The sequence below is a fragment of the Streptomyces sp. NBC_00425 genome, from assembly GCF_036030735.1.
Taxonomy (GTDB): Bacteria; Actinomycetota; Actinomycetes; order Streptomycetales; family Streptomycetaceae; genus Streptomyces.
Genome location: NZ_CP107928.1, coordinates 9,042,573 through 9,064,571 on the forward strand (window position 1 = coordinate 9,042,573; position 21,999 = coordinate 9,064,571).

A 21,999-nucleotide genomic window follows, 5' to 3' on the forward strand; every position below is an offset into this window, starting at 1 on the left:
ACGACCGCGCCGTGCGTCGTCCCGGCGCATGCAGCGGGCCCGGGTCGGCCTCGCAGCCGGCGGGGACCCGGGCAGGCCGCGCTCACCGCGGGCTCCGCACCGGTGAAGTTCCGGACCGCGCGGTGGTCCGGCGCCCGCGGGTCGCTTCGTCAGCCCCCGGCGTGCCCAGCCAGGCGGCGATGCCGTTCAGCGCGCCCGCGCCGTAGTCCGACTCGACCTCCGCCGCGAGGTCGGCCACGCTGACGGCCTGCAGGGCCTCACGGCGCGCGGCCTCGGCCGCCGCCATGGCGCGCGAGATCGCGCAAGGCGTCGTGCAGCCCTCGGCGGGGGTGGCCATCGGGCCGCGCCGGCGGATCTCCGTGCACACGAAGAGGGGGCCGGTCCCGTCCACTGCGTCCACCACATCGAGGACGGAGATCATCTCAGGGGGCCGGGTGAGGGCGTAACCCCCCGACTTGCCCTGCACGGAGTGGATCAGACCGGCCCGGCCTCGCCGCGGCCAACGCCGGCACTCAGCCCGGGATCAGGTCGCGCAGGTTCTCGAGCGTGACGACCCGGGAGCCGGGGTGCAGGCACTCGGGCCGTTCCAGGCCGATGTACGTGACGGGCTCGTCCGGCACCGGGCCGCCGGCCCACAAATCCACGGCGGTGGCGCCGTCGGACATCAGCCCGATCAGATACCGCACCGTCAGCAGCTCGCGTTCCACGAGGGCGCGCACCACCGTGGACACCGACGCCTGGTTGTCCTCGACCCGGTTGGCCGACGAGATGCCCCGGAGGTACAGGTGGAGCCCCTTCGCCCGCCACCGGCCGTCGTCCTCGCGCCGGAACACCAGCGGCAGCGCCACCCGGCCCACCCCGCGCAGCTCCGACTTCATCCGCACCGTGCGCGGCTCGAACGGCCGGCCCTTCTGCTCGCCGTCGCGCACCATGAAACCGAAGCACGACTCCTCGACCTCGTCGAAGCCCTCGCCGGTGTAGATGTTGACCTGCGGGACGATGAACGCGCTGCGCACCTGGTCCAGGGGCAGGTCGATGAACTCCGAGTCCCCGTCGGGCGCCTCGGTGACATCGCCCGAGTGCGTACCTGTGCCGGATGACCAGCGATACGAGACCGTCGTCCGTTCGGGGATGATCGCAGTGGTGTGCGAGGGGTGCACAGGGGTTTCCGGCCGCCGGGGCGAGCCGCGCCGTCAGGGGCCTCCCCGGGCGCGCGCGGCGCGGCGTGCCAGCGAGTCGAGGACCACCGCGGCGTACAGCACCCCGCCGGTGACCATGAACTGCACCGGGGGCTCGACTCCCAGCAGTGCCATGCCGGAGGCGATCGACTGGATCATGAGCACGCCCAACAGCGCCGACCAGGGCGAGCCGCGCCCGCCGAACAGGCTGGTGCCGCCGACGACGGCCGCCGCGATGGCGTTGATCAGCAGCATGCCGGAGCCCGGCACCTGGCTCGCCGAGGTGAGCCGTGACGCGACGAACAGACCGCCGACCGCCGCCAGCGTTCCCGACACCACGAACACCGCGGTCCGTACGCGCGTCACGTCCACGCCGGACCGCCGGGCCGCCTCCACGCCGCCGCCGAGGGCGAGGATCTGCCGGCCGTACGGTGTGCGGCGCAGAAAGAGGTCGGAGGCGACGACGACCGCGAGGAAGATCAGCAGGGCGAGGGGCAGTCCCTCGAACCGGTTCAGGACCAGGACGGCGGCGAACGCGACGATCGCGAGCAGGACCGCGCGCGCCCAGATCCCGCCCACCGGCCGGCAGGGCATCCCGGCGGCTTCGCGGCGTCTGCGCTCACGCAGGGAGGCCAGGAGGCAAGCGACCGGGGCGAGCGTGGCGAGGCCGTAGGTGACGGCGGGGGCGCTGAAGTAGCGGCTGGTCAGCGTGGCGACCAGACCGGTCTCGCTGAAGTTGATGGCGGTCTCCGTCCCCAGCAGGTAGAGCATCACGCCGTTCCAGGCGAGCAGGCCGGCGAGGGTGACGACGAACGCGGGAACGCCGATCCGGGCGAAGGAGAACCCGTGCACCGCCCCGGCGGCCGCACCGCAGAGCACGGCGATGATCACCGCGAGCCATTCCGGCATTCCGAGGTTCACGTTGAGCGCCGCGAACACGGCGCCCGCGAGGCCGGCGAGCGAGCCCACCGACAGGTCGATCTCGCCGATCAGCAGCACGAAGACGATCCCCACGGCGATCATGCCGGTGCCGACGATGTCCACGCTGAGCACGGACAGGTTGCGCGGCGAAAGGAAGTTGGGGTCCAGGATCTGGAAGATCGTCCAGGTCACCACGAGAGCGAGCAGGACGGGGACCGGGCCGAGGTCGTGTGCGTGCAGCCGGCGGGCCACCGCGTCGGCGCACGCCCGGAAGCCTGCGACGCCGCGCCGTGGCCCGTCGCGCAGCCGCCCGGCGCCGGGCGCGTCCGCGTCGGCGCGCGCCCCGCTCTCCCTCCCCGTCACGGCCAGGTCTCCTCGGCCCGGGTCGAGCGGTGGCCGACGGCGTTGTCCGACGCGCCGGTGATGGAGGCGATGATCTGCTCCTGGGAGGCCGTGTTCACGTCGAACACACCGTTGTTGCGTCCGAGGCGCAGGACGGCGATCCGGTCGGCGACGGCCTTGATGTCGCCCATGTTGTGGCTGATGAGCAGAACCCCGAGACCCCGGTCGCGCAGCTGCTCGATGAGGTCGAGGAGCTGACTCGTCTGCTCGACGCCCAGCGAGGCGGTGGGCTCGTCCAGCAGGAGGAGTCGGGGCTCGCCGAGGAGCGAACGGGTGATCGCGACGACCTGCCGCTGCCCGCCGGACAGGGCGGCGACGGGCACCCGCACGTCGGGGATGCGGATGGACAGGGTGTGCAGCAGATCGCGGGTGCGGCGCTCCATTTCGACCTCGTCGAGGACGCCGAGCCGGTGGATCTCCCGGCCGAGGAACAGATTGCCGACGACATCGAGGTTGTCGCACATCGCGAGGTCCTGGTAGACGGTCGCGATGCCCAGCAGCTGGGCGTCCTGGGGTCGCTTGATCTGTATGGGTGCGCCGCGCCACTCGATGACGCCCCGGTCGGCGGGCCCGACGCCAGAGATCACCTTGACGAGCGTGGACTTGCCCGCGGCGTTGTCGCCCACGAGGGCGACCACTTCTCCGCCCCTGATCTCCAGCTCCACGTCCACCAGTGCCTGGACGGCGGCGAACCGCTTGGAGACGCCGCGCAGCGCCAGCAAGGGCTGAACCGCCACGGGCCACCTCCTGTCGGTTTCCGGCAATGCCCGTCAGATGAGTCCGGCTTCGGCGCAGGCGGCCCGGAGACTCGGGGGACATATCTGAGCAATGGAGTACATACCATCCTTTACCAGAGTCTCCTTGATGGTGCCGACGGTGACGGAGACGGCGGGGAGCAGGACCGCGGGGATGTCCTTCGTGGTGGTGTTGTCGACGGTGCCGGTGGCGATCGATCCGACCGACTCGCCGCGTCCCACGGCGACGGCCATCTCGACCGTCGCGTCGGCGGCCGGCTTGAACGGCTTGTAGACGGTCATGTACTGCTCGCCCCTGACGATGCGGCGGACGGCCACGAGGTCGGCGTCCTGGCCGGTGATCGGCGGCAGCGGACGCACCTCGGCTGCCCGAAGGGCGGAGATCACGGCGCCGGCGAGGCTGTCGTTGGCGGCGAGGACACCGTCGATCTGGTCCCCGCCCAGCGCGGCGATGGCGCTCCGCATGTCGACGAAGGCGTTCTCCGGACGCCAGCCGACGACGTCGTACGACTTGCCGACCTTCACCTTGCCCTGGAGGACGGAGAGGGCTCCCCGCTTGAACCAGGCGGCATTGGGGTCGGTCGTGGCGCCGTTCATCATGACGATCTGTCCGCCGTCCGCCTTCGCCCCCATGCCCGTCAGGAGCCCCTCGCCCTGGAGCCTGCCGACCTGTGCGCCGTCGAAGGTGACGTATCCGGAGATCGGGCCCTGTGCGAGACGGTCGTAGGCGACGACCGGAATGTCGGCCCGGTGCGCGGCCTCGACCGAGGGGCGCAGCAGCTCCGGGTCGACGGCGGCGACGATCAGCACGTCCACCCCTCGCGTGATCATGGATTCCAGCTGCTGTCGCTGGACCGCCGGGTCGGGCGTGGCGGCGACGGTGACCGGGCAGCGCGGGCACAGTTCCTTCAGCTTGTTCACGATCAGGGGCCGGTCGAACTGTCCGAAGCGGGAGGCCCCGCCGCCCGGGAGCAGCAGGCCGACCGTGGGGTTGTCCTTCCCTCCGCTGCCACCGTCGTCCCCGGCGCAGGCCCCGGACAGGGCCAGGACGGCGGCGACCGTGAGCGCCATGAACGCACGGACGAGGGACCGGCCCTTCCCGGCCGGAAGGCTGACACGAGGACCCATCTTCGGTTCCTTAGGGAATTTTTGTCAGATTTTATCCCGTGATGAGCGAATCCTGCCAAGCGTAGCCACGTCCGCCGCCCTGTCCCGTCCCGGTCGGCGAACGGCCTGTCGCCTACGCCCGCACGTCAGGAGCCGAGGCGGCGATGGTCCCCCTCGTCCCACGTGCGGGTGTCGCGCGGCTGGACGTACGGCTCCTCGTCGACCGGGTGGCCTCCGACGACGGCGCGCTGGCGCACCAGCTCCGCGTCGAACTCCAGGCCCAGCAGAATCGCCAGGTTGGTGATCCACAGCCACACCAGGAAGACGATCACGCCCGCGAGCGTGCCGTACGTCTTGTTGTACGACCCGAAGTTCGCCACGTAGAGCGCGAACCCGGCGGAGGCGATCATCCAGATCAGCAGCGCGAGGAAGCTTCCCGGCGTGATCCAGCGGAAGCCGCGGACCTTCGCGTTCGGGGTCGCCCAGTACAGCAGCGCGATCATCATCGTGACCAGAACGACCAGTACCGGCCATTTGGCGATCGACCACGCGGTCAGTCCTGCGTCACCCACTCCAAGGGCGGTGCCCGCCTGACGTGCGAGTCCGCCGGTGAACACCACGATCAGCGCGCTGATCACGGCCATCACCATGAGGGCCACGGTGACGCCGACCCGGACCGGCAGCACCTTCCAGACCGGCCGGCCCTCGGGGACGTCGTAGACCGCGTTCGCGCTGCGGATGAACGCGGCTACATAGCCGGACGCCGACCACACCGCGAGCACCAGACCCACGATCGCCATGACCGAGCCCAGCCCGCTGCCGCTCTGCATCTGCCGCACGGCGTTGCGCAGGATGTCCTGTGCGGGCCCGGGGGCGAGCTTCTGGATGTTGTCCAGCACCTGCTGCGTCGCCGACTGCCCGATGATGCCCAGCAGGGACACGAGTGCGAGGAGCGCCGGGAACAGCGCCAGGATCCCGTAGTAGGTGAGGGCCGCCGCCCGGTCGGTCAGCTCGTCCTTCTTGAACTCCCTGAGCGTGCCTTTGAGCACCGCTTTCCAGGAGTGTCCGGGCAGTTCCGACGGACTGTCCGGGGCCCGCTCCTCCACCTGTGCGTCCGGCCCCGCGGTGTGGGCGTCCTGTGCCTGCTCGTCCGGCCCCGCGGTGGGAGCCTGCTCCTGCGCCTGGCCGTCCGGTCCCGCGGCGGGGGCCCGGCCGTTCTCCGCCTCGGGGGCGGCCGTGGCGTGCCCGTTGTGCCGTCCGTGGCGCTTCAGTGTCCGCATCATGCCGCTCGGGTATCCGCCCTCCCACGGGCTATGCGCAGATTTGCCACATATCGGACATGGGTGGCGGTCGGGCGATGCCGGCGACGTGCGCCCGGGCGGCCTCAAGCCCGCCCACGCTCGAGACGACCGCCGCCCCGGTCGGAGGCGGGCCAGACGTACGGCAGATCGTCGGGCACGTCCGGGAACCGCGCCGTGTAGAACGTCGGGTCCTTGCGCACGAGCGCCGACCGGTGACTGCGGTGGAACGGGTCGTCGCCCAGCCACGGCGGCAGTTCGCGGGCCTCGGCGAGCTCCTCCTGGGTGCGCACGCCGGGCCGTCTGCCGTCGAAGCCGGCCAGCAGCGAGGCGGCGCAGGTGTCCGCGCGACCGGTCGCCGTCCAGACGCCGCAGATCTCGAGGCCGTAGCGCACCAGGGCCTCCTCGTAGCCGGTCCACATGCGCACCGCCGGATGGTGGCGCCACCCGTAGCCCGCGACGGTCAGGCCGCGCAGCACCTGCAGCGCCTCCACGCGCTGTTTGCCCAGCCGCCGCGGATCCAGGGCGGCGGCCGATGCGGTGAAGTCCGGATACGGCAGGAAGGTCTGCATGGTCCGTTCCGCGTACCCCGGCTGCAGCCACCGGCGCATCGGGCGGGCGCGGGAGCTTGCACGGCCTGCGTGTTTCGGGCCGACGCCGGCACGGAACCCACATGTCGCCGGGACACCGGGGAAGTCGACGGTGGACCACGACGCACACCAGGGAGGCGCGGACCGCATGGATCGTGACGAGGCCGAGGCCCGGCTGCTCGACGGGCTGACAGTGGACGACCGCCGGCCGGAACAGCCGGTGCTGCTCGACGAGGCCGGCCGGCCCATCACGACGTGGCGCGAGAACTATCCCTACGGCCGGAAGGTCGGGCGCCAGGAGTACGAGCGCGCCAAGCGCGTCCTGCAGATCGAGATGCTGAAACTGCAGCGCTGGATCAAGGACACCGGCGGTCGGCTGGTCGTGATCTGCGAGGGGCGGGACGCGGCGGGCAAGGGCGGCACCATCCAGCGCTTCACCGAACGGCTCAACCCCCGCGGCGCCCGCATCGTGGCGCTGTCCCAGCCCACGGAGCGCGAGAAGGGGCAGTGGTACTTCCAGCGGTACGTCGACCACCTCCCCGGACCGGGTGAGATCGTCTTCTTCGACCGCTCCTGGTACAACCGGGCCGGGGTCGAGCGGGTCATGGGGTTCTGCACGCCGCGTGAACACGGACTGTTCCTCAAGCAGTGCCCGCTCTTCGAGGACATGCTGGTCGAGGACGGCATCATCCTGGTGAAGTTCTGGTTCTCGGTGTCCCGGGCCGAGCAGCGGACGCGGTTCGCGATCCGCCAGGTGGACCCGGTGCGCCAGTGGAAGCTGTCGCCCACCGATCTCGCTTCCCTCGACCGCTGGGACGAGTACACCACCGCCAAGGTCGAGATGTTCCGCGCCACCGACACCGACCACGCGCCCTGGACCGTCGTCAAGAGCAACGACAAACGACGGGGCCGGCTCGAAGCCATGCGCAGTCTCCTGCACCGCGTCGAGTACGCGGCCAAGGACCCGGGCGCGGTCGGCCGTCCGGACCCGCTCATCGTCGGCGCCGCGGCCACCCTCCTGGAGCCCGGCGAGGAGGACACCGTCCTCTCGCCGACTCCGCTCACCCCGCAGACCGAGGGTCCCGGACGGCATCCCGGCGGCACGGCCTGATCCGGACGGGGAGCCCTGATCGCGAAGGGCGGGTCACGGCACTCGGGCGTGTTTCGCCCTAGAGGCGGCGCCGGCGACGTCGCAGACAGCCGGCCGCGGCCAGCAGGCCCGCCGTGGTGAGGGTCGCGCCGATGCCGACGTCCCAGCCGGACGGGCCGGCGGTGACGGCGCCGCCGACGCCGCCCCGGACGCCGAGGGTGGGCAGCGGCGCCGGGCTGCTCGAGGCGGACGCGGAACCGGTGACGGCCGGTGCGGGGCCGGTCGGCCGTGGTGCGGGGATGCTCGTCGCGGGGACCAGCGTGGGCAGCGACCGGTGGGGAAGGGCCTCACAGGCGATGCCGTCGTCCGGCCCCCGGTCCTCGTCGAGCCGGTTGGGGTCGCTGGGGTCCTGGTCGAAGACGGCCTGGGCGTCTTCCTGGTAGGTGAAGTCGCTGCAGTTCAGGTCCTGGGCGTGGGCGACGCCGCTCAGCAGAGCGACGGTCAGGACCGCGGCGGCTATGCCTGCGACGGTGGCACGGCGTGGCATGGGCGTCTCCTCCCGGCCGAGGTGGCCTTCGCCTCGACGCTAGGCAACGACCGGTGCCACCGCGCGGGGCGAGGGGCCAACCGGGTGCACCCGCCCGGCCGCGGACGGTCGTCATACCCGGGTTCCGCCGTTCGGGGGTCGGTGGATCGTGCCGAGAGCCGCCGAACCGCGGCCTGCGGCGCCCGAGGCGGCGCCGGGTGGTTCAGCTCTGGACCACAGCCCCGGTGGTTGAGCCCTGGAGCACGGCTGAAATCCCTTGCATTCTTTTGCGCAAGAACCGTCGAGCTGGTGAGGATGACGCCCGTCCGCCTCCCCCCGACCCCCAAAGGGGCATGCCATGACTCGTCCTCCGATACGCGCCGGCGTACTCGCCGTGGCCGCACTCGCCTGGCTCCTCCCCGTCGCCGGTGCCGGCCGGGCGGCGGAAAGCGCCCCGGAGCCCGCGCCCGACTGCGTGCACCACAGCTCCGACTGGCGTTACACCACCGTCGTCAACGACTGCGCAGCCTCCCAGGACGTCACCGTGGAGTACCTCGACGGGCAGCCGGCGCCCTGCCGCCGTATCGCACCGGGCGACCGGGCGACCTTCGCCGGATACGGGCCGCAACTGAACTACGTCACCGGAGTGCGCACCTGTGTGGTCGCTGCCCCCTGACATGGCCGCCCGGCCCGGCCGTCACGGCGCGGCCCCGTCGTCCGGTCCGTATGTCCGGTCCGTATGCCTTTCTCGCCGGGCGGCGGGTACTCGGTCGGCACCGCACGCTGAAAAGGGGTGATGACGATGGATGAGACGGGCCGGTACGGCATGTCCGGCGACCGCGGCGCCGGGGACGGCGGGGAGTCGGTCGGCGCACTGGTGCAACGCGCCTCGCAACAGCTGAGCGAGTTGGTGCGTGGCGAAATGCGCCTCGCGCAGGCGGAGATGGTGGAGAAGGGGAAGCGGTACGGCAAGGGCGGCGGACTGTTCGGCGGGGCGGGTCTCTTCGGCGTCCTCACCCTGCAGGCGCTGATCGCCGCCGCGATCGCCGGGCTGGCGGTGCCGCTCCCGGTGTGGGCCGCCGCCCTGATCGTCACCGGCGTGCTGGCGGTGATCACCGCCGTGCTGGCGCTGACCGGCAGGAAGCAGGTCGGCCGGGCCGCCCCTCCGGTGCCCCAGCGGGCCGTGGAAAGCGTGAAAGCCGATGTGTCGGAGATCAAGGAGAGTGCACGACGATGACCCAGCCCTCCCAGAACGAGCCCGCGGGCCCCGACGAGCTGCGCCACCAGGTCGAGCGGACGCGCCATGAACTCGGCGCGACGGTCGAGTCGCTGGCCGCGAAGACGGATGTGAAGGCCCGCGCCCAGGAGAAGGCCGCCGAGCTGAAGCAACAGGCGGGCGCCAAGGCGACGCACCTGTCGGAACAGGCCAGGTCGAAGGCGGCCGAGGCGGCCCACGCCCTGGAGGAGAAGGTCCCCGCTCCGGTGAAGGACAAGGCGGTCGCGGCCGCGGGGCAGGTCAGGACCAGGGCGGAGCAGGCCGAACAGCTGTGGCAGGACAAGGCGCCCGAGCCGGTCCGTGATCACCGCAAGGCGGTCATCGGCCTCGCCGCGGCGGCCGCCCTCGCCTTCCTCTTCCTGCGGCGCGGCCGGAAGTAACCCCGACGACGCCCCGGGCGCCGCCACGCTCACCGAGCGGGCGGCGCCCTTTCCTGTCCGTGGGCGCTCCCGGGCGACTCTGCGGCGTGCCGACTCCTTGACCGCCGGTCGACCCTCCACGATGCTTGTTGCGATTCATGAGGTGTGTGCCGTAATGAGCAACATCAACGAATGCTCTCGCAGATGCTCATGGGTTCCTGTGGTTCCTGTGGTTCCCGTGGTTGTCGTTGTTCTCGTATCAGCCGAGGAGTGGCCGTGACGCACCAGGCCTGTGCCGTCGTCGCGCGGGGCAAGGGTGCCCGAACTCTCGCCGGCCCTCGGTGTCGGCGCGTCCGCGGAGAAGGCGCGTTGTTGCCTATCACGCTTGGGGTTCCGTGATATGCAACGCGAATTCGCCACCCGTCCAGGCCCTTGGATGCCTTGACAAGCATTCTGGGCGACCTCAGACTGATGTTGCGCTTACCGCAATCCGTTTCGTTATACGCACCGAGGTGTCATGATGGTTCCCGCGTGCCGTCTCGCCGATCTCCCGCGAGGCGAGGCCTACCGGCTCGACGTCGACCCGCCGGTCTCGGTGTTCCACACCGACGACGGCGAGCTCTTCGCCATCGACGACACCTGCACCCACCAGGACGCCTCGCTCGCCGACGGCTGGCTGGAGGGCTGCGAGGTGGAGTGCCCCCTGCACGCCTCGAAGTTCGACCTCAGGACCGGCGCGGTGGACTCACCGCCGGCCAAGCTGCCCGTGCGGACGCACGAGGTCGTCGTCGAGGACGGCATGATCCACGTCCGGCTGTCCATGGACGCCCCCAACCTGCCGCCCTGCATCGCGGCGCGGCTTGCCACGGGCCCCGCGTGAGAACCGTGGCCGTGGTGGGCGCCTCGCTCGCCGGCCTGTCGGCGGCGCGCTCGCTGCGCAGACAGGGCTACGACGGGCGGCTCGTCGTCATCGGCGACGAACTCCACCGCCCCTACGACCGGCCCCCGTTGTCCAAGGAGTTCCTCGCCGGCGCCCTCACCGAGGCCGACCTCGCCCTGGAGACGGACGACGAGGACCTGGGGGCCGAATGGCTGCTGGGCGCCCGTGCCGTCGGGCTCGACCGCCGCGAGCGCGCCGTCCGGCTCGCCGACGGCCGGCAGGTCCGCGCCGACGGTTTCGTCATCGCGACCGGCGCTGCCGCGCGCACCCTGCCCGGCGCCGAAGGGCTGGCCGGCGTCCACGTCCTGCGCACCCTGGACGACGCCCGGGCCCTGCGGGACGAGCTGGCGGCCGGCGGGCGGCTGGCGGTGATCGGCGGCGGCTTCATCGGCGCCGAGGTCGCCTCCACCGCCTGCGCCCTCGGACTCGACGTGACGGTGATCGAGGCGGCCGCGACACCGCTCGCCGCGGCGCTCGGCGAGACCATGGGCGCCGTCGTGTCCGGGCTCCACGCGGACCACGGCGTACGCCTGCAGTGCGGCGTGGGCGTGAAGGGGCTCAGCGGGGAGCGGCGCGTCAACGCCGTCCTGCTCGAGGACGGCAGCACCGTGCCCGCCGACATCGTCGTGGTCGGGGTGGGCGCCCGCCCGTGCGTCGAGTGGCTGGAGGGATCCGGCGTCGAGCTCGACAACGGCGTCAAGTGCGGCGCCGACGGCCGGACCGGACTGGGCGGTGTGGTGGCCGTCGGCGACTGCGCCAACTGGTACGACCCCCGTACCGGCGCGCACCGCCGGGTCGAGCACTGGACGGGTGCGCGGGAGCGGCCGGACGCCGCCGTCGCGGCCCTGCTGTCCTGGGGCGAGACGGAACCGGGCCTGCCGAAGCCGCCGTACTTCTGGTCCGACCAGTACCGCGTGAAGATCCAGTTCGCCGGTCACTCGGCCCGCGCCGACAGCGTGGGCATCGAGGAGGGCGCCCCGGGCGATCGCAACGTCCTGGCCGTCTACCGGCGGGCCGGCCGGCCGGTCGCCGTCCTCGGGATGAACCAGCCGCGGCTGTTCACCCGCTGGCGCAAGCAGCTCGCGGCAGTGCCGGCCTGACACCGCACGCGAGCCGTACCGCGCCGTCGGCCCACCGGCCCGCGGCGCCAGCTCCACACCCAACGCCGTCCGGAGTCGCTGTTCCCGGCGTCCGATTGACCCCTCCGCGACGTTCACCGAGGAGTGACCCGTGACCTCGACCGGCCTGCCCGACAGCCTGATCGCCACTCTTCCCGGCTCTTCGTACACCGATCCGGTGGTCTTCGCCCAGGAGCAGGAGCGCATCTTCGAGACGATGTGGTTCTGCGTCGCGCGGGCCTCCGAGCTGGCGAAGCCGGGCGCCTTCCGCACCGTCGACGTGGGCCGCGAGAGCATTCTGGTCACCCGGGCCCGGGACCACTCGGTCCGCGCGTACTTCAACGTCTGCCGGCACCGTGGGGCCAAGCTGTGCACCGAGGGGTCGGGCGAGGTGAAGCGGGCCTTCCAGTGTCCGTACCACGCCTGGACGTACGACCTGAACGGCAAGCTCGTCGCGGCGCCGAACCTGACCAAGATGCCTGATGTGGGCCGTACCGAGTTCGGCCTGGTGAGCGTGGCCGTGCGGGAGTGGCTCGGCTATGTGTGGGTGTGTCTGGCGGAGGATCCGCCGCCCTTCGAGGAGGACGTCATCGGTGAGGTCGTCGCCCGGCTGGGCGACGTGGAGTCGATCGAGCGGTACGACATCGACAATCTGTCGGTCGGCCGGCGGATCGTCTATGACGTGAAGGCGAACTGGAAGCTCATCATCGAGAACTTCATGGAGTGCTATCACTGCGCGACGATCCATCCGGAACTGACCGAGGTGCTGCCGGAGTTCGCGGACGGGTACGCCGCGCAGTACTACGTGGGCCACGGCGCTGAGTTCGGTGAGGAGGTGCGGGGGTTCACGGTCGACGGCTCGGAGGGTCTGGACCGTATCCCGGGCGTCGCGGAGGAGCAGGGCCGTCGTTACTACGCGATCACCGTGCGGCCGCAGGTGTTCATCAACCTCGTGCCGGACCATGTGATCTTCCACCGGATGTATCCGGTGGCGGTCGACCGCACGATCGTGGAGTGCGACTGGCTGTATCTGCCGCACGTCGTCGAGAGCGGGAAGGACGTCAGCCGGTCCGTGGAGCTCTTCGACCGGGTCAACCGGCAGGACTTCGACGCCTGTGAGCGCACCCAGCCGGGGATGAGCTCGCGGATGTACGCCAAGGGGGGGCGTGCTGGTGCCCAGCGAGCACCACATAGGCGCCTTCCACGACTGGGTGAACGAGCGCCTCGGCACCCGGCGGGCGTGACGGCGGCAGCCGGGTGGCTCAGCCCAGGTAGCCCATGCGGTGACTGATCTCCTCCGCGCCCTTCAGCAGTACCGGAGCCAGTTCGTGCAGACGTTCCTCGGTGAACCGGTAGGAGGGCCCGGAAGCGCTCACGGCGGCGATCACGTCGCCCTCCCGGTTGCGGATCGGCGCGGCCATGGCGTGCAGGCCGATCTCCAGCTCCTCCCGGGCCCAGGCGTAACCGCGCTCCCGGGCCTCGGCGAGGTTGAGCTCGAGCTTCGTCTTCGCCGTGATGGTGTGCGGGGTGACCTTCTTCAGGCCGGCCTCGGCGAGCAGTGCGGTGCGCTGCTTGGCCGGCAGGTGGGCCAGCAGGACCTTGCCGCTCGAGGTGGCGTGCAGCGGGGTCAGCTGGCCGACCCAGTTCTGCGCGGTGACGGCGCCGGGGCCGCGCACCTGGTAGAGGTTGACCGCGTAGTGCTCCTGGAGCACGGCGATGTTGACCGTCTCGCCGATCTCCTCCGCCAGTTCCTCGCACACCGGGCGGCCCTGCTGGGTGAGGTCGATCCGCCCGGTGACCGCGCCGGCCAGACGTACGATCCCGAAGCCGAGGCGGTACTTGCCGCGGTCGCCGGCCTGTTCCACCAGTCCGCGCGCTTCCAGGGCGCCGAGCAGGCGGAACGCGGTGGACTTGTGAACATCGATCTCGGCCGCGACCTCGCTGACGCCCGCCTCGCCGCGCTGGGCCAGGATCTCCAGGACGCTGACGGCGCGGTCGACCGACTGCACGCCGCCGGCCTGGGGAGTGGATGTTTCTGCGCCAAGGCTGTAGTTGCTCACAGCGAAACTATACGCGCAGTAAACAACGCGATTGCAAGTGTCGGCGCCGGGAACCGGGACATCGGAAGTTGCGTGGCGCGCAACCTGGTGCGCATGGCGGGACTGGTACTAGCATGCGTCCCGTATCTACGGCGCGAGCGAGACGAGGCACCATGGCTACGCAGTACGACTTCGTCATCGTCGGCGGCGGGTCGGCCGGCAGCGCATTGGCGAACAGACTCTCCGCGGACCCGGCGAACCGGGTTCTGGTCCTGGAGGCGGGCCGGTCGGACTTCCCGTGGGACGTCTTCATCCACATGCCGGCGGCGCTGACCTATCCGATCGGCAGCCGGTTCTACGACTGGAAGTACGAGTCCGAGCCGGAACCGCACATGGGCGGGCGGCGCGTCTATCACGCGCGGGGCAAGGTGCTGGGCGGCTCCAGCAGCATCAACGGCATGATCTTCCAGCGCGGCAACCCCATGGACTACGAGCGCTGGGCCGCCGATCCCGGGATGGAGACCTGGGACTACGCGCACTGCCTGCCCTATTTCCGGCGGATGGAGAACTGCCTCGCGGCCGACCCCGACGACGAGTTCCGCGGCCACGACGGCCCCCTCGTCCTGGAACGCGGGCCGGCCTCCAACCCGCTCTTCGGGGCCTTCCTCAAGGCCACCGAGGAGGCGGGATACGCCCCCACCGACGACGTCAACGGCTACCGGCAGGAGGGCTTCGCCGCGTTCGACCGCAACGTCCACCGCGGTCGCCGGCTGTCGGCATCGAAGGCCTACCTCAAGCCCGTCCGCAAGCGGCCCAACCTCACCGTCACCACCCGCGCCCTCGTCACCCGCGTCCTCTTCGAGGGCAAGAAGGCCGTCGGCGTCGAGTACCGGCGCGGCAAGGGCGCCCCGCAGCAGGTCCGCGCCAAGGAGGTCATCCTCTGCGGCGGCGCGATCAACTCCCCGCAGCTGCTCCAGCTCTCCGGCGTCGGCAACGCGGAGGAACTGCGCGCCCTCGGCATCGACGTCGTCCACGACCTCCCGGGCGTCGGCGAGAACATGCAGGACCACCTGGAGGTCTACATCCAGTACGCCTGCAAGCAGCCCGTCTCCATGCAGCCGTACCTGGCGAAGTGGCGGGCGCCCTTCATCGGGCTCCAGTGGCTGTTCCGCAAGGGCCCGGCCGCCACCAACCACTTCGAGGCCGGCGGGTTCGCCCGCAGCAACGAGGACGTGGACTACCCCAACCTGATGTTCCACTTCCTGCCCATCGCGGTCCGCTACGACGGCTCCGTGCCGGCCGGCGGCCACGGCTACCAGGTGCACGTGGGTCCGATGTACTCCGACGCCATCGGCTCGGTGAAGATCAAGAGCAAGGACCCCCGCGAACACCCGGCACTGCGCTTCAACTACCTCTCCACCGAGCAGGACCGCCGCGAGTGGGTCGAGGCGATCAGGGTGGCCCGCAAGCTCCTCAACCAGCCCGCGCTCGCCCCTTACAACGGCGGGGAGATCTCCCCCGGACCGTCCGTCGAGTCGGACGAGGAGATCCTCGCCTGGGTCGCCAAGGACGGCGAGACGGCCCTGCACCCGTCCTGCACCTGCAAGATGGGCACCGACGAGATGGCGGTCGTCGACCCCACCAGCATGCGCGTGCACGGCGTGGACGGACTGCGGGTGGTGGACGCCTCCGTCATGCCCTACGTCACCAACGGCAACATCTACGCCCCCGTCATGATGATCGCCGAGAAGGCCGCCGACCTCATCCTCGGCAGGAAGCCGGCCGCGCCGTCGGCGGCGGCCTACTACCGTCACCGCGACGCGCGGCTGCGGGCGGAGTAGGGGTTGGGCGGCCCAGGGCTCGCGGCGCTGCTGGACGGCGTCCGCTACGAGGTGCTGCCCGCGAGGTCGACCGAGGACAAGGTCCTGGCGCACGTCCCGCGCGGGATCAGCCGTCACCGTGACGGCCTCGCCGGTCAGGGGACTGGAGCCGACCGTCGACTTCGCCGTCCGGCTCGCGGGCCACGGCTACCGCGTCGTCCCGCACGTGCCGGCGCGGCTGCTGCGCGACGACGCGCACCTGAAGGGCGTTGCGAACCGGCTGCGGGAGGCGGGCGTGGACGACGTCTTCGTTCCGGCGGGCGACGCCGACCCGCCCGCCGGGGCCCACCGGGAGGCGCTCCCGGCGCCCGCTCCGGCCGAGGGTGGCCCCCCGACTGCTCGCCGAGCGAAATCGTCATCTGTCAACCCCTTGACGTGCGTCTGGACATTCGCAAAGGTGTTCCATCACAAGCAATTGGGTGCACAATGCGCAACGAAGTTCTCTTGAAAGGCTCGGGGCGTGGCAGACCTGTATGTGGCTGGCGAATGGCGGGACCCGCTGGCCGGCGGGTGCCGGGAGATCCGATGTCCCGCTGACGGCACGCTCACGGCGACCGTCTCGGAAGGGACGCGTCCCGACGCCGAGGCGGCGATCGCCGCGGCCCGGGAGGCTTTCGACGCCGGCCTCTGGCCGCACACCCCCGAGCGGGAGCGCGGCGCACTGCTGCTGCGCACTGCCGACATCATCGAGCGCGACATCAAGACCTTCGCCCGCGCGGAGTCGCTCGACACCGGCAAGCGGCTCGTGGAGAGCGAGTACGACATCGCCGACGTCGTCTCGTGCTTCCGATACTACGGCGGGATCGCCGGAACCGACGCGGGCCGCGTGATCGACACCGGCCGCGACGACGCCGTCAGCCGGGTCGTCTACGAGCCGATCGGGGTGTGCGCGTTGATCACCCCGTGGAACTATCCGCTGCTGCAGGCGAGTTGGAAGGTCGCCCCGGCCCTGGCCGCCGGGAACACGATCGTCCTGAAGCCCAGCGAGCTGACCCCCTCGACCTCGATCCTGCTGATGAAGGCGCTCGAGGAGGCCGGCCTCCCGGCCGGCGCCGCCAACCTCGTGCTCGGCGCCGGTTCCGAGGTCGGCGCACCGCTCTGCGAGGACCCGGCGGTCGACATGGTGTCCTTCACCGGCGGCCTGGCCACCGGCAGGGGCGTCATGGCCACCGCCGCCTCGACCGTGAAGAAGGTGGCGCTGGAACTGGGCGGCAAGAACCCCAACGTCGTCTTCGCCGACGCCGACTTTGAGACGGCCGTGGACTTCGCCCTCACCGCGGTCTTCCTGCACTCGGGCCAGGTGTGCTCGGCCGGGGCCCGGCTGATCGTCGAGGACTGCCTGCACGACCGTTTCGTCGACGAGGTCGTCCGCCGGGCCCGGCTGATCCGCCTCGGCGGTCCCTTCGACCCCGAGGCCGAGACCGGGGCGCTGATCTCCGCACAGCACCTGGCCAAGGTCGAGGAGTACGTCGCGGCGGGCCTCGCCGAAGGCGCCGTCCTGCGCTGCGGCGGGGAACGCCCCGGCGACCCCGCGCTGGCGGGCGGCCACTACTACCTGCCCACTGTGCTCGACGAGTGCCGGCAGGACATGCGCGTGGTGCACGAGGAGTCCTTCGGTCCGGTGCTCACCGTGGAGCGCTTCGCCGACGAGGACGATGCCGTGCGCATCGCCAACGACACCGAGTACGGACTCGCCGGAGCCGTGTGGACGCAGGACGCCGGCAAGGCCCAGCGGGTCGCCCGGCGGCTGCGGCACGGCACTGTGTGGATCAACGACTACCACCCCTATGTGCCGCAAGCGGAATGGGGCGGTTTCGGGCATTCGGGCGTGGGCCGGGAGCTGGGACCGACCGGCCTGAGCGAGTACCGAGAGCCCAAGCACATCTGGCAGAACATCCAACCCCGGCCGCAGCGCTGGTTCAGCGGCTGAACGCCGAAATGAGGTCGATCGTGACCCCCACACAGACCGAGGCGCCACAGCGGCGTGGCTCGCTCCCGGACTCGGACGGCACCGCGGTCATCTCCGTGCGCAATCTGTGGAAGGTGTTCGGGCCGAAGGCCGACCGGGTGCCGGAGTCCGAGGAGCTGTGCGGTCTCACCCGCCGTGAGCTGATGGACCGCACCGGCTGCACCGCCGCCGTGCGCGACATCGACTTCGAGGTGGCGCCCGGCGAGGTGTTCGTCGTCATGGGGCTGTCCGGCTCCGGGAAGTCCACCCTGGTGCGATGTCTCACCCGGCTGATCGAGCCCACCGCGGGCGAGATCGTCTTCGAGGGCGAGGACATCCGTCAGGCCGACGACAGGCGTCTGCGCGACCTGCGCCGCCGCAAGTTCTCCATGGTCTTCCAGCACTTCGGTCTGCTGCCGCACCGCCGGGTGGTCGACAACGTGTCCTTCGGCCTGGAGATCCGCGGCATGGGCAGGGCCGAGCGCGTCAAGCGGGCCCTGGAGGTCGTCGAGCTGGTCGGCCTCGCCGGCTACGAGAACTCCTATCCCGACCAGCTCTCCGGCGGCATGCAGCAGCGTGTCGGCCTGGCCCGGGCGCTGGCCGGCGACCCGGACGTGCTCTTCTTCGACGAGCCGTTCTCGGCGCTCGACCCGCTGATCCGCCGCGACATGCAGAACGAGGTCATCCGTCTGCACCACGAGGTCGGCAAGACGATGGTGTTCATCACCCACGACCTGTCCGAGGCGCTCAAGCTGGGCGACCGGATCCTGATCATGCGTGACGGCAAGACGGTCCAGTGCGGTACCGGCGACGAGCTCGTGGGCGCCCCGGCCGACGACTACGTGCGCGAGTTCGTCAAGGACGTGCCCCGCGCCGACGTGCTCACCCTGCGCTGGATCATGCGCCCGCCGGCCGACGGCGACGCCCTGGACGGCCCCGAGCTGGGCCCGGACGTCGTGGTGCGCGAGGCGACCCGGGCGGTGCTCGCGGCGGACAAGCCCGTCAAGGTCGTCGAGAACGGCAAGCTGCTCGGCATCGTCGGCGACGAGGAGATCCTCGCCGTGGTCGCCGGACAGGAAGGCGACCTGCGATGACCGTAGTCGTGGAGAAACCGGAGAAGACCGGGACGGTGGAGCCCCTCGCCCCCGTCAGGAGCGCGCGCACCGTCAGCCGGCCGCTGCTGATCGCCGCGATCCTGGTCCTGTGGCTGGCGCTGTTCGCCGTGCTGCGCGGCAGGCAGACGCTGTCGCTGGCGGCGGCCGACCTCACGGATCTGCACCGGTGGTTCAACGACGTCAACGACTCGATCGGCGCGAACCGCGACTCCAACCCGCTCTTCCTCTACTTCTTCAACGAGATCCGCCTGGTCATCGACAACCTGGTGACGTTCGTGCAGGAGCTGATCTCGCAGCCGTCCGGCGCCCGGCCCGTCCCGCAGATCGGCTGGCTCGGCGTCGTCGGCATCGCGGGCTATGTCTCCTGGGCCTTCGGCAACTGGCGGGTGGCGCTGTTGGCGGTGGCCGGGTTCACCTTCCTCGGGCTGCAGGGCCTGTGGCAGGAGAGCATGGACACCCTGGCGCTGACCCTGTCCGCGGTCTTCGTGGCGCTGCTGTTCGCGATCCCGCTCGGCGTGTGGGCGGGGCTGTCCGACCGCTTCCACCGGATCATGACGCCCTTCCTGGACTTCATGCAGACGATGCCGACGTTCGTCTACCTCGCCCCGCTGACGCTGTTCTTCCTCATCGGCGGAGCCTCCGCCAGCATCGCCACGGTGATCTACGCGGCCCCGCCGGCGATCCGCATCACCGCGCACGCCATCCGGACCGTGCCGGAGACGACGGTGGAGGCGGCCGACTCGCTCGGGGCGACCCGGCGGCAGGCGCTGGTGAAGGTCCTGCTGCCGATGTCCAAACGGACCGTGGTGATGGGCGTCAACCAGACCATCATGGCCGCCCTGGCCATGGTCACCATCGCCGCCCTGATCGACGCCCCGGGCCTCGGCAAGACCGTCGTCCAGGCGCTGCAGTCGCTCGACGTGGGCACGGCCTTCAACGCGGGTCTGTCCATCGTCGTCCTGGCGATCGTCCTCGACCGGGTCACCACCGCGGCCAGCGTGCGCGAGGAGGAAGCCCGGCGCTCCAAGAACCGGTTCCTCGCCTGGCGCCGCCCGCTGCTCGCCGCGGGCGCGGCCGTCACGGCCGTCCTGGTCTTCATGTCGCACACCTATCTGTGGGCGGCCGAGTTCCCCGGTGACGGCGGCGTCGGCAGTTCCATCGCGAGGGCGGCGGACACCACGACGACTTGGGTCCAGGACAACCTGTCGGGCCTCACCAACACTGTCCGCGACCTCATCACCAACGCACTGCTCAACCCCTTCCAGTCGCTGCTCACCGACTCGCCGTGGTGGCTCGTCGGCGCCGTGCTGATCGCGCTCGGCGTCGTGCTCGGCGGCCGCCGGGCCGGAATCACCACGGCGGTGTGCGTGGGGCTGCTGGTCGCCACCGGGATGTGGTCGGACAGCATGACGACGCTGGCCTCGACCGTGGTCGCCACCCTTCTCGTGATGCTGCTGGGCGTCGTGTTCGGCGTGTGGATGGGCCGCAACCGGCTGGTGGACCGCATGCTGCGGCCGAGCCTGGACGCGGCGCAGGTCATGCCGCCGTTCGTCTATCTGGTGCCGTTCCTCGCGCTGTTCGGCGCGACCCGCTTCACGGCCATCGTCGCCGCCGTCGTCTACGCGGCCCCCGTCGCCATCAAGATCATCGCGGACGGGGTGCGGAACGTGCCCACGACCACCGTGGAGGCGGCCACCGCCGCCGGGTGCGACACCTGGCAGATCATCACCAAGGTCCAGCTGCCGATGGCACGCAGCGCCCTGACCCTCGCCACGAACCAGGGCCTGATCTACGTGCTGTCGATGGTTGTGGTGGGCGGCCTGGTAGGCGCGGGCGCCCTCGGCTACGACGTCGTGGCCGGATTCTCGCAGGGCCAACTGTTCGGGAAGGGGCTCGCCGCAGGGCTCGCCATCGTCCTTCTCGGAGTCATGTTCGACCGCATCACTCAGGCCGCGGCGCGGCGAACCAGCGCGTAAGGAGCTACTGGCCATGGCAAGGCAAGCGAAACACTGGAGAGCCGGCGCGGTGGGCGTGGCGGTTCTCGGGCTCACCCTCACCGCCTGCGGCGGTGCGAAGGTCGGCGACAGCTCCTCGGAGTCCGGCAGCAGCGCGGGCGGCGCGGGCAAGTGCGGGGCCTTCAACCTCGCGGTCAACCCGTGGGTGGGCTACGAGGCGGACGCCGCGGTCGTCGCGTACGTCGCGGAGAACGACCTGCACTGCAAGGTCACCAAGAAGGATCTGAAGGAGGAGATCGCCTGGCAGGGCTTCGGGACGGGCGAGGTGGACGCCGTCCTGGAGAACTGGGGCCATGACGACCTGAAGAAGAAGTACATCACCCAGCAGAAGACGGCCGTGGAGGCCGGCTCGACCGGGAACAAGGGCATCATCGGCTGGTACGTGCCGCCGTGGCTGGCGAAGGCGCATCCGGACATCACCGACTGGAACAACCTCAACAAGTACGCCGCGAACTTCAAGACCTCGGAGTCGGGAGGCAAGGGCCAGCTCCTCGACGGCGACCCGTCGTACGTCACCAACGACGAGGCGCTGGTGAAGAACCTGAAGCTGGACTTCAAGGTGGTGTACGCCGGCAGCGAGACCGCGCTCATCCAGGCCTACCGCAAGGCCGAGAAGAACAAGGAATGGGTGATCGGCTACTTCTACGAGCCGCAGTGGTTCCTCTCCGAGGTGCCGCTGGTCAAGGTGAACCTGCCCGCCTACAAGACGGGTTGCGACGCCGACGCGGAGAAGATCGCGTGCGACTACCCGGTGTACGACCTCGACAAGGTCGTCAGCGCCGAGTTCGCCAAGTCCGGCAGCCCGGCCTACGACCTGGTGAAGAAGTTCAACTGGACGAACGACGACCAGAACGTCGTGGCCAAGTACATCGCGGTCGACAAGATGACCCCCGAGGCCGCGGCGAAGAAGTGGGTCGACGCCAACCGCGCCAAGGTGGACGCCTGGATCAAGTGACGCCGGACGCCTGACGCGGGTGCCGGCCTGACATGCCCGGCGGGCGGTGCGCAACTGTGCGCACCGCCCGCCGGGCATTCCCCTTTTCCGGGCTGTCGTCGTGCCTGGTCTCGTCGACCTGCGCGCCTGCGCGCCTGCGCCCTCGACGGGCGACAGGCCGAGGACCGCCTCCACGAGGTCGGCATCACCGTCGACCGCAACGCCGTCCCCGACGACCCTCGCCCGCCGATGGTCACCTCCGGGCTGCGCATCGGCGCCCCCGCCCTGGCCACCCGCGGCTTCACCGCCGAGGACTTCGCCGAGGTCGCCGACGTCATCGCCCAGACCCACAAACCCGCCTCCGACACCCACACCCTCAAGGCCCGGGTCACCGCCCTCGCCCACAAGCACCCCCTGTAGCCCGGCCCGAACACGTAGTCCCCGGAAAGTAGTCCGCGTCATTCCGGTGGAGGGCGCGGATCGGGGTACCTGGGCCGACATGGCATCG

At 70.8% G+C, this 21,999-nt stretch carries 18 protein-coding genes and 5 pseudogenes; 14 read left to right on the forward strand and 9 right to left on the reverse strand.

Annotation, left to right across the window (positions count from 1 at the left end):
* Window positions 1–82: 82 nt before the first annotated feature.
* The 7 genes and pseudogenes from OHS82_RS39905 to OHS82_RS39935 form a co-directional block, all read right to left on the reverse strand.
* Window positions 83–487 (reverse strand): annotated as a pseudogene (locus OHS82_RS39905) (RrF2 family transcriptional regulator); the annotation flags it as partial.
* A gap of 25 nt (window positions 488–512) precedes the next feature.
* Window positions 513–1,088: pseudogene (locus OHS82_RS39910) on the reverse strand (hypothetical protein); the annotation flags it as partial.
* A gap of 105 nt (window positions 1,089–1,193) precedes the next feature.
* Window positions 1,194–2,468, reverse strand: coding sequence for a sugar ABC transporter permease (locus OHS82_RS39915; protein ID WP_443041920.1), 1,275 nt, complete (start codon window positions 2,466–2,468; stop codon window positions 1,194–1,196).
* A complete protein-coding gene (locus tag OHS82_RS39920; protein ID WP_199863865.1) occupies window positions 2,459–3,238 on the reverse strand; it encodes an ATP-binding cassette domain-containing protein in 780 nt (259 codons plus the stop codon). The genes OHS82_RS39915 and OHS82_RS39920 overlap by 10 nt, the downstream gene beginning before the upstream one ends.
* A gap of 33 nt (window positions 3,239–3,271) precedes the next feature.
* A complete protein-coding gene (locus OHS82_RS39925) occupies window positions 3,272–4,384 on the reverse strand; it encodes a sugar ABC transporter substrate-binding protein (protein WP_057581110.1) in 1,113 nt (370 codons plus the stop codon).
* 125 nt (window positions 4,385–4,509) lie between these two features.
* Window positions 4,510–5,646 carry a YihY/virulence factor BrkB family protein gene (locus OHS82_RS39930; RefSeq protein WP_328435640.1) on the reverse strand — a complete coding sequence of 379 codons (1,137 nt, stop codon included), beginning with the start codon at window positions 5,644–5,646 and terminating at the stop codon, window positions 4,510–4,512.
* Window positions 5,647–5,747: 101 nt separating this feature from the next.
* On the reverse strand, window positions 5,748–6,233 hold the full coding sequence (locus OHS82_RS39935) for an MSMEG_6728 family protein (RefSeq protein WP_057581180.1): 486 nt from the start codon (window positions 6,231–6,233) through the stop codon (window positions 5,748–5,750).
* 166 nt (window positions 6,234–6,399) lie between these two features.
* Here OHS82_RS39935 and ppk2 point away from each other — a divergent pair, with 166 nt between their 5' ends.
* The gene (gene ppk2, locus OHS82_RS39940) at window positions 6,400–7,362 is read left to right on the forward strand and encodes a polyphosphate kinase 2 (protein ID WP_057581179.1); all 963 of its coding nucleotides are present in this window, start codon (window positions 6,400–6,402) and stop codon (window positions 7,360–7,362) included.
* Window positions 7,363–7,420: 58 nt separating this feature from the next.
* Here the strand turns inward: ppk2 and OHS82_RS39945 are convergent, their stop codons facing one another.
* Window positions 7,421–7,888, reverse strand: coding sequence for an excalibur calcium-binding protein (locus OHS82_RS39945; RefSeq protein WP_057581109.1), 468 nt, complete (start codon window positions 7,886–7,888; stop codon window positions 7,421–7,423).
* A gap of 337 nt (window positions 7,889–8,225) precedes the next feature.
* Between OHS82_RS39945 and OHS82_RS39950 the strand changes: the two genes are divergently transcribed.
* The 6 genes and pseudogenes from OHS82_RS39950 to OHS82_RS39975 all read left to right on the forward strand — a co-directional run bounded on the left by OHS82_RS39950 (window position 8,226) and on the right by OHS82_RS39975 (window position 12,804).
* Entirely contained in the window at window positions 8,226–8,543 is a 318-nt protein-coding gene (locus OHS82_RS39950) for an alpha-amylase (RefSeq protein WP_328435641.1), read from the forward strand.
* A 150-nt stretch (window positions 8,544–8,693) separates the two neighbouring features.
* Entirely contained in the window at window positions 8,694–9,104 is a 411-nt protein-coding gene (locus tag OHS82_RS39955) for a phage holin family protein (RefSeq protein ID WP_057581178.1), read from the forward strand.
* Window positions 9,101–9,523, forward strand: coding sequence for a DUF3618 domain-containing protein (locus OHS82_RS39960; protein WP_328435642.1), 423 nt, complete (start codon window positions 9,101–9,103; stop codon window positions 9,521–9,523). Before OHS82_RS39955 ends, OHS82_RS39960 begins: the two co-directional genes overlap by 4 nt.
* 496 nt (window positions 9,524–10,019) lie before the next feature.
* The gene (locus tag OHS82_RS39965) at window positions 10,020–10,382 is read left to right on the forward strand and encodes a bifunctional 3-phenylpropionate/cinnamic acid dioxygenase ferredoxin subunit (protein ID WP_328435643.1); all 363 of its coding nucleotides are present in this window, start codon (window positions 10,020–10,022) and stop codon (window positions 10,380–10,382) included.
* Entirely contained in the window at window positions 10,379–11,542 is a 1,164-nt protein-coding gene (locus OHS82_RS39970; protein WP_328435644.1) for an NAD(P)/FAD-dependent oxidoreductase, read from the forward strand. Before OHS82_RS39965 ends, OHS82_RS39970 begins: the two co-directional genes overlap by 4 nt.
* A gap of 130 nt (window positions 11,543–11,672) precedes the next feature.
* Window positions 11,673–12,804, forward strand: a pseudogene (locus OHS82_RS39975) (aromatic ring-hydroxylating oxygenase subunit alpha).
* A gap of 18 nt (window positions 12,805–12,822) precedes the next feature.
* Here OHS82_RS39975 and OHS82_RS39980 read toward each other — a convergent pair.
* Window positions 12,823–13,569 carry an IclR family transcriptional regulator gene (locus OHS82_RS39980; RefSeq protein WP_057583913.1) on the reverse strand — a complete coding sequence of 249 codons (747 nt, stop codon included), beginning with the start codon at window positions 13,567–13,569 and terminating at the stop codon, window positions 12,823–12,825.
* Window positions 13,570–13,772: 203 nt separating this feature from the next.
* Here OHS82_RS39980 and betA point away from each other — a divergent pair, with 203 nt between their 5' ends.
* The 7 genes and pseudogenes from betA to OHS82_RS40015 all read left to right on the forward strand — a co-directional run.
* A complete protein-coding gene (gene betA / locus OHS82_RS39985; RefSeq protein ID WP_328435645.1) occupies window positions 13,773–15,440 on the forward strand; it encodes a choline dehydrogenase in 1,668 nt (555 codons plus the stop codon).
* A 3-nt stretch (window positions 15,441–15,443) separates the two neighbouring features.
* A pseudogene (locus OHS82_RS39990) lies at window positions 15,444–15,822 on the forward strand (5,10-methylenetetrahydrofolate reductase); the annotation flags it as partial.
* A 117-nt stretch (window positions 15,823–15,939) separates the two neighbouring features.
* Complete coding sequence (locus OHS82_RS39995) at window positions 15,940–17,409, forward strand: aldehyde dehydrogenase family protein (RefSeq protein WP_328435646.1); 1,470 nt, start codon at window positions 15,940–15,942, stop codon at window positions 17,407–17,409.
* A 20-nt stretch (window positions 17,410–17,429) separates the two neighbouring features.
* Complete coding sequence (locus tag OHS82_RS40000; protein WP_328435647.1) at window positions 17,430–18,521, forward strand: quaternary amine ABC transporter ATP-binding protein; 1,092 nt, start codon at window positions 17,430–17,432, stop codon at window positions 18,519–18,521.
* Complete coding sequence (locus OHS82_RS40005; RefSeq protein WP_328435648.1) at window positions 18,518–20,518, forward strand: ABC transporter permease; 2,001 nt, start codon at window positions 18,518–18,520, stop codon at window positions 20,516–20,518. Before OHS82_RS40000 ends, OHS82_RS40005 begins: the two co-directional genes overlap by 4 nt.
* A 13-nt stretch (window positions 20,519–20,531) precedes the next feature.
* Window positions 20,532–21,512, forward strand: coding sequence for an ABC transporter substrate-binding protein (locus OHS82_RS40010; RefSeq protein ID WP_328435649.1), 981 nt, complete (start codon window positions 20,532–20,534; stop codon window positions 21,510–21,512).
* Between the two features lie 126 nt (window positions 21,513–21,638).
* Window positions 21,639–21,911: pseudogene (locus OHS82_RS40015) on the forward strand (serine hydroxymethyltransferase); the annotation flags it as partial.
* Window positions 21,912–21,999: the final 88 nt, after the last annotated feature.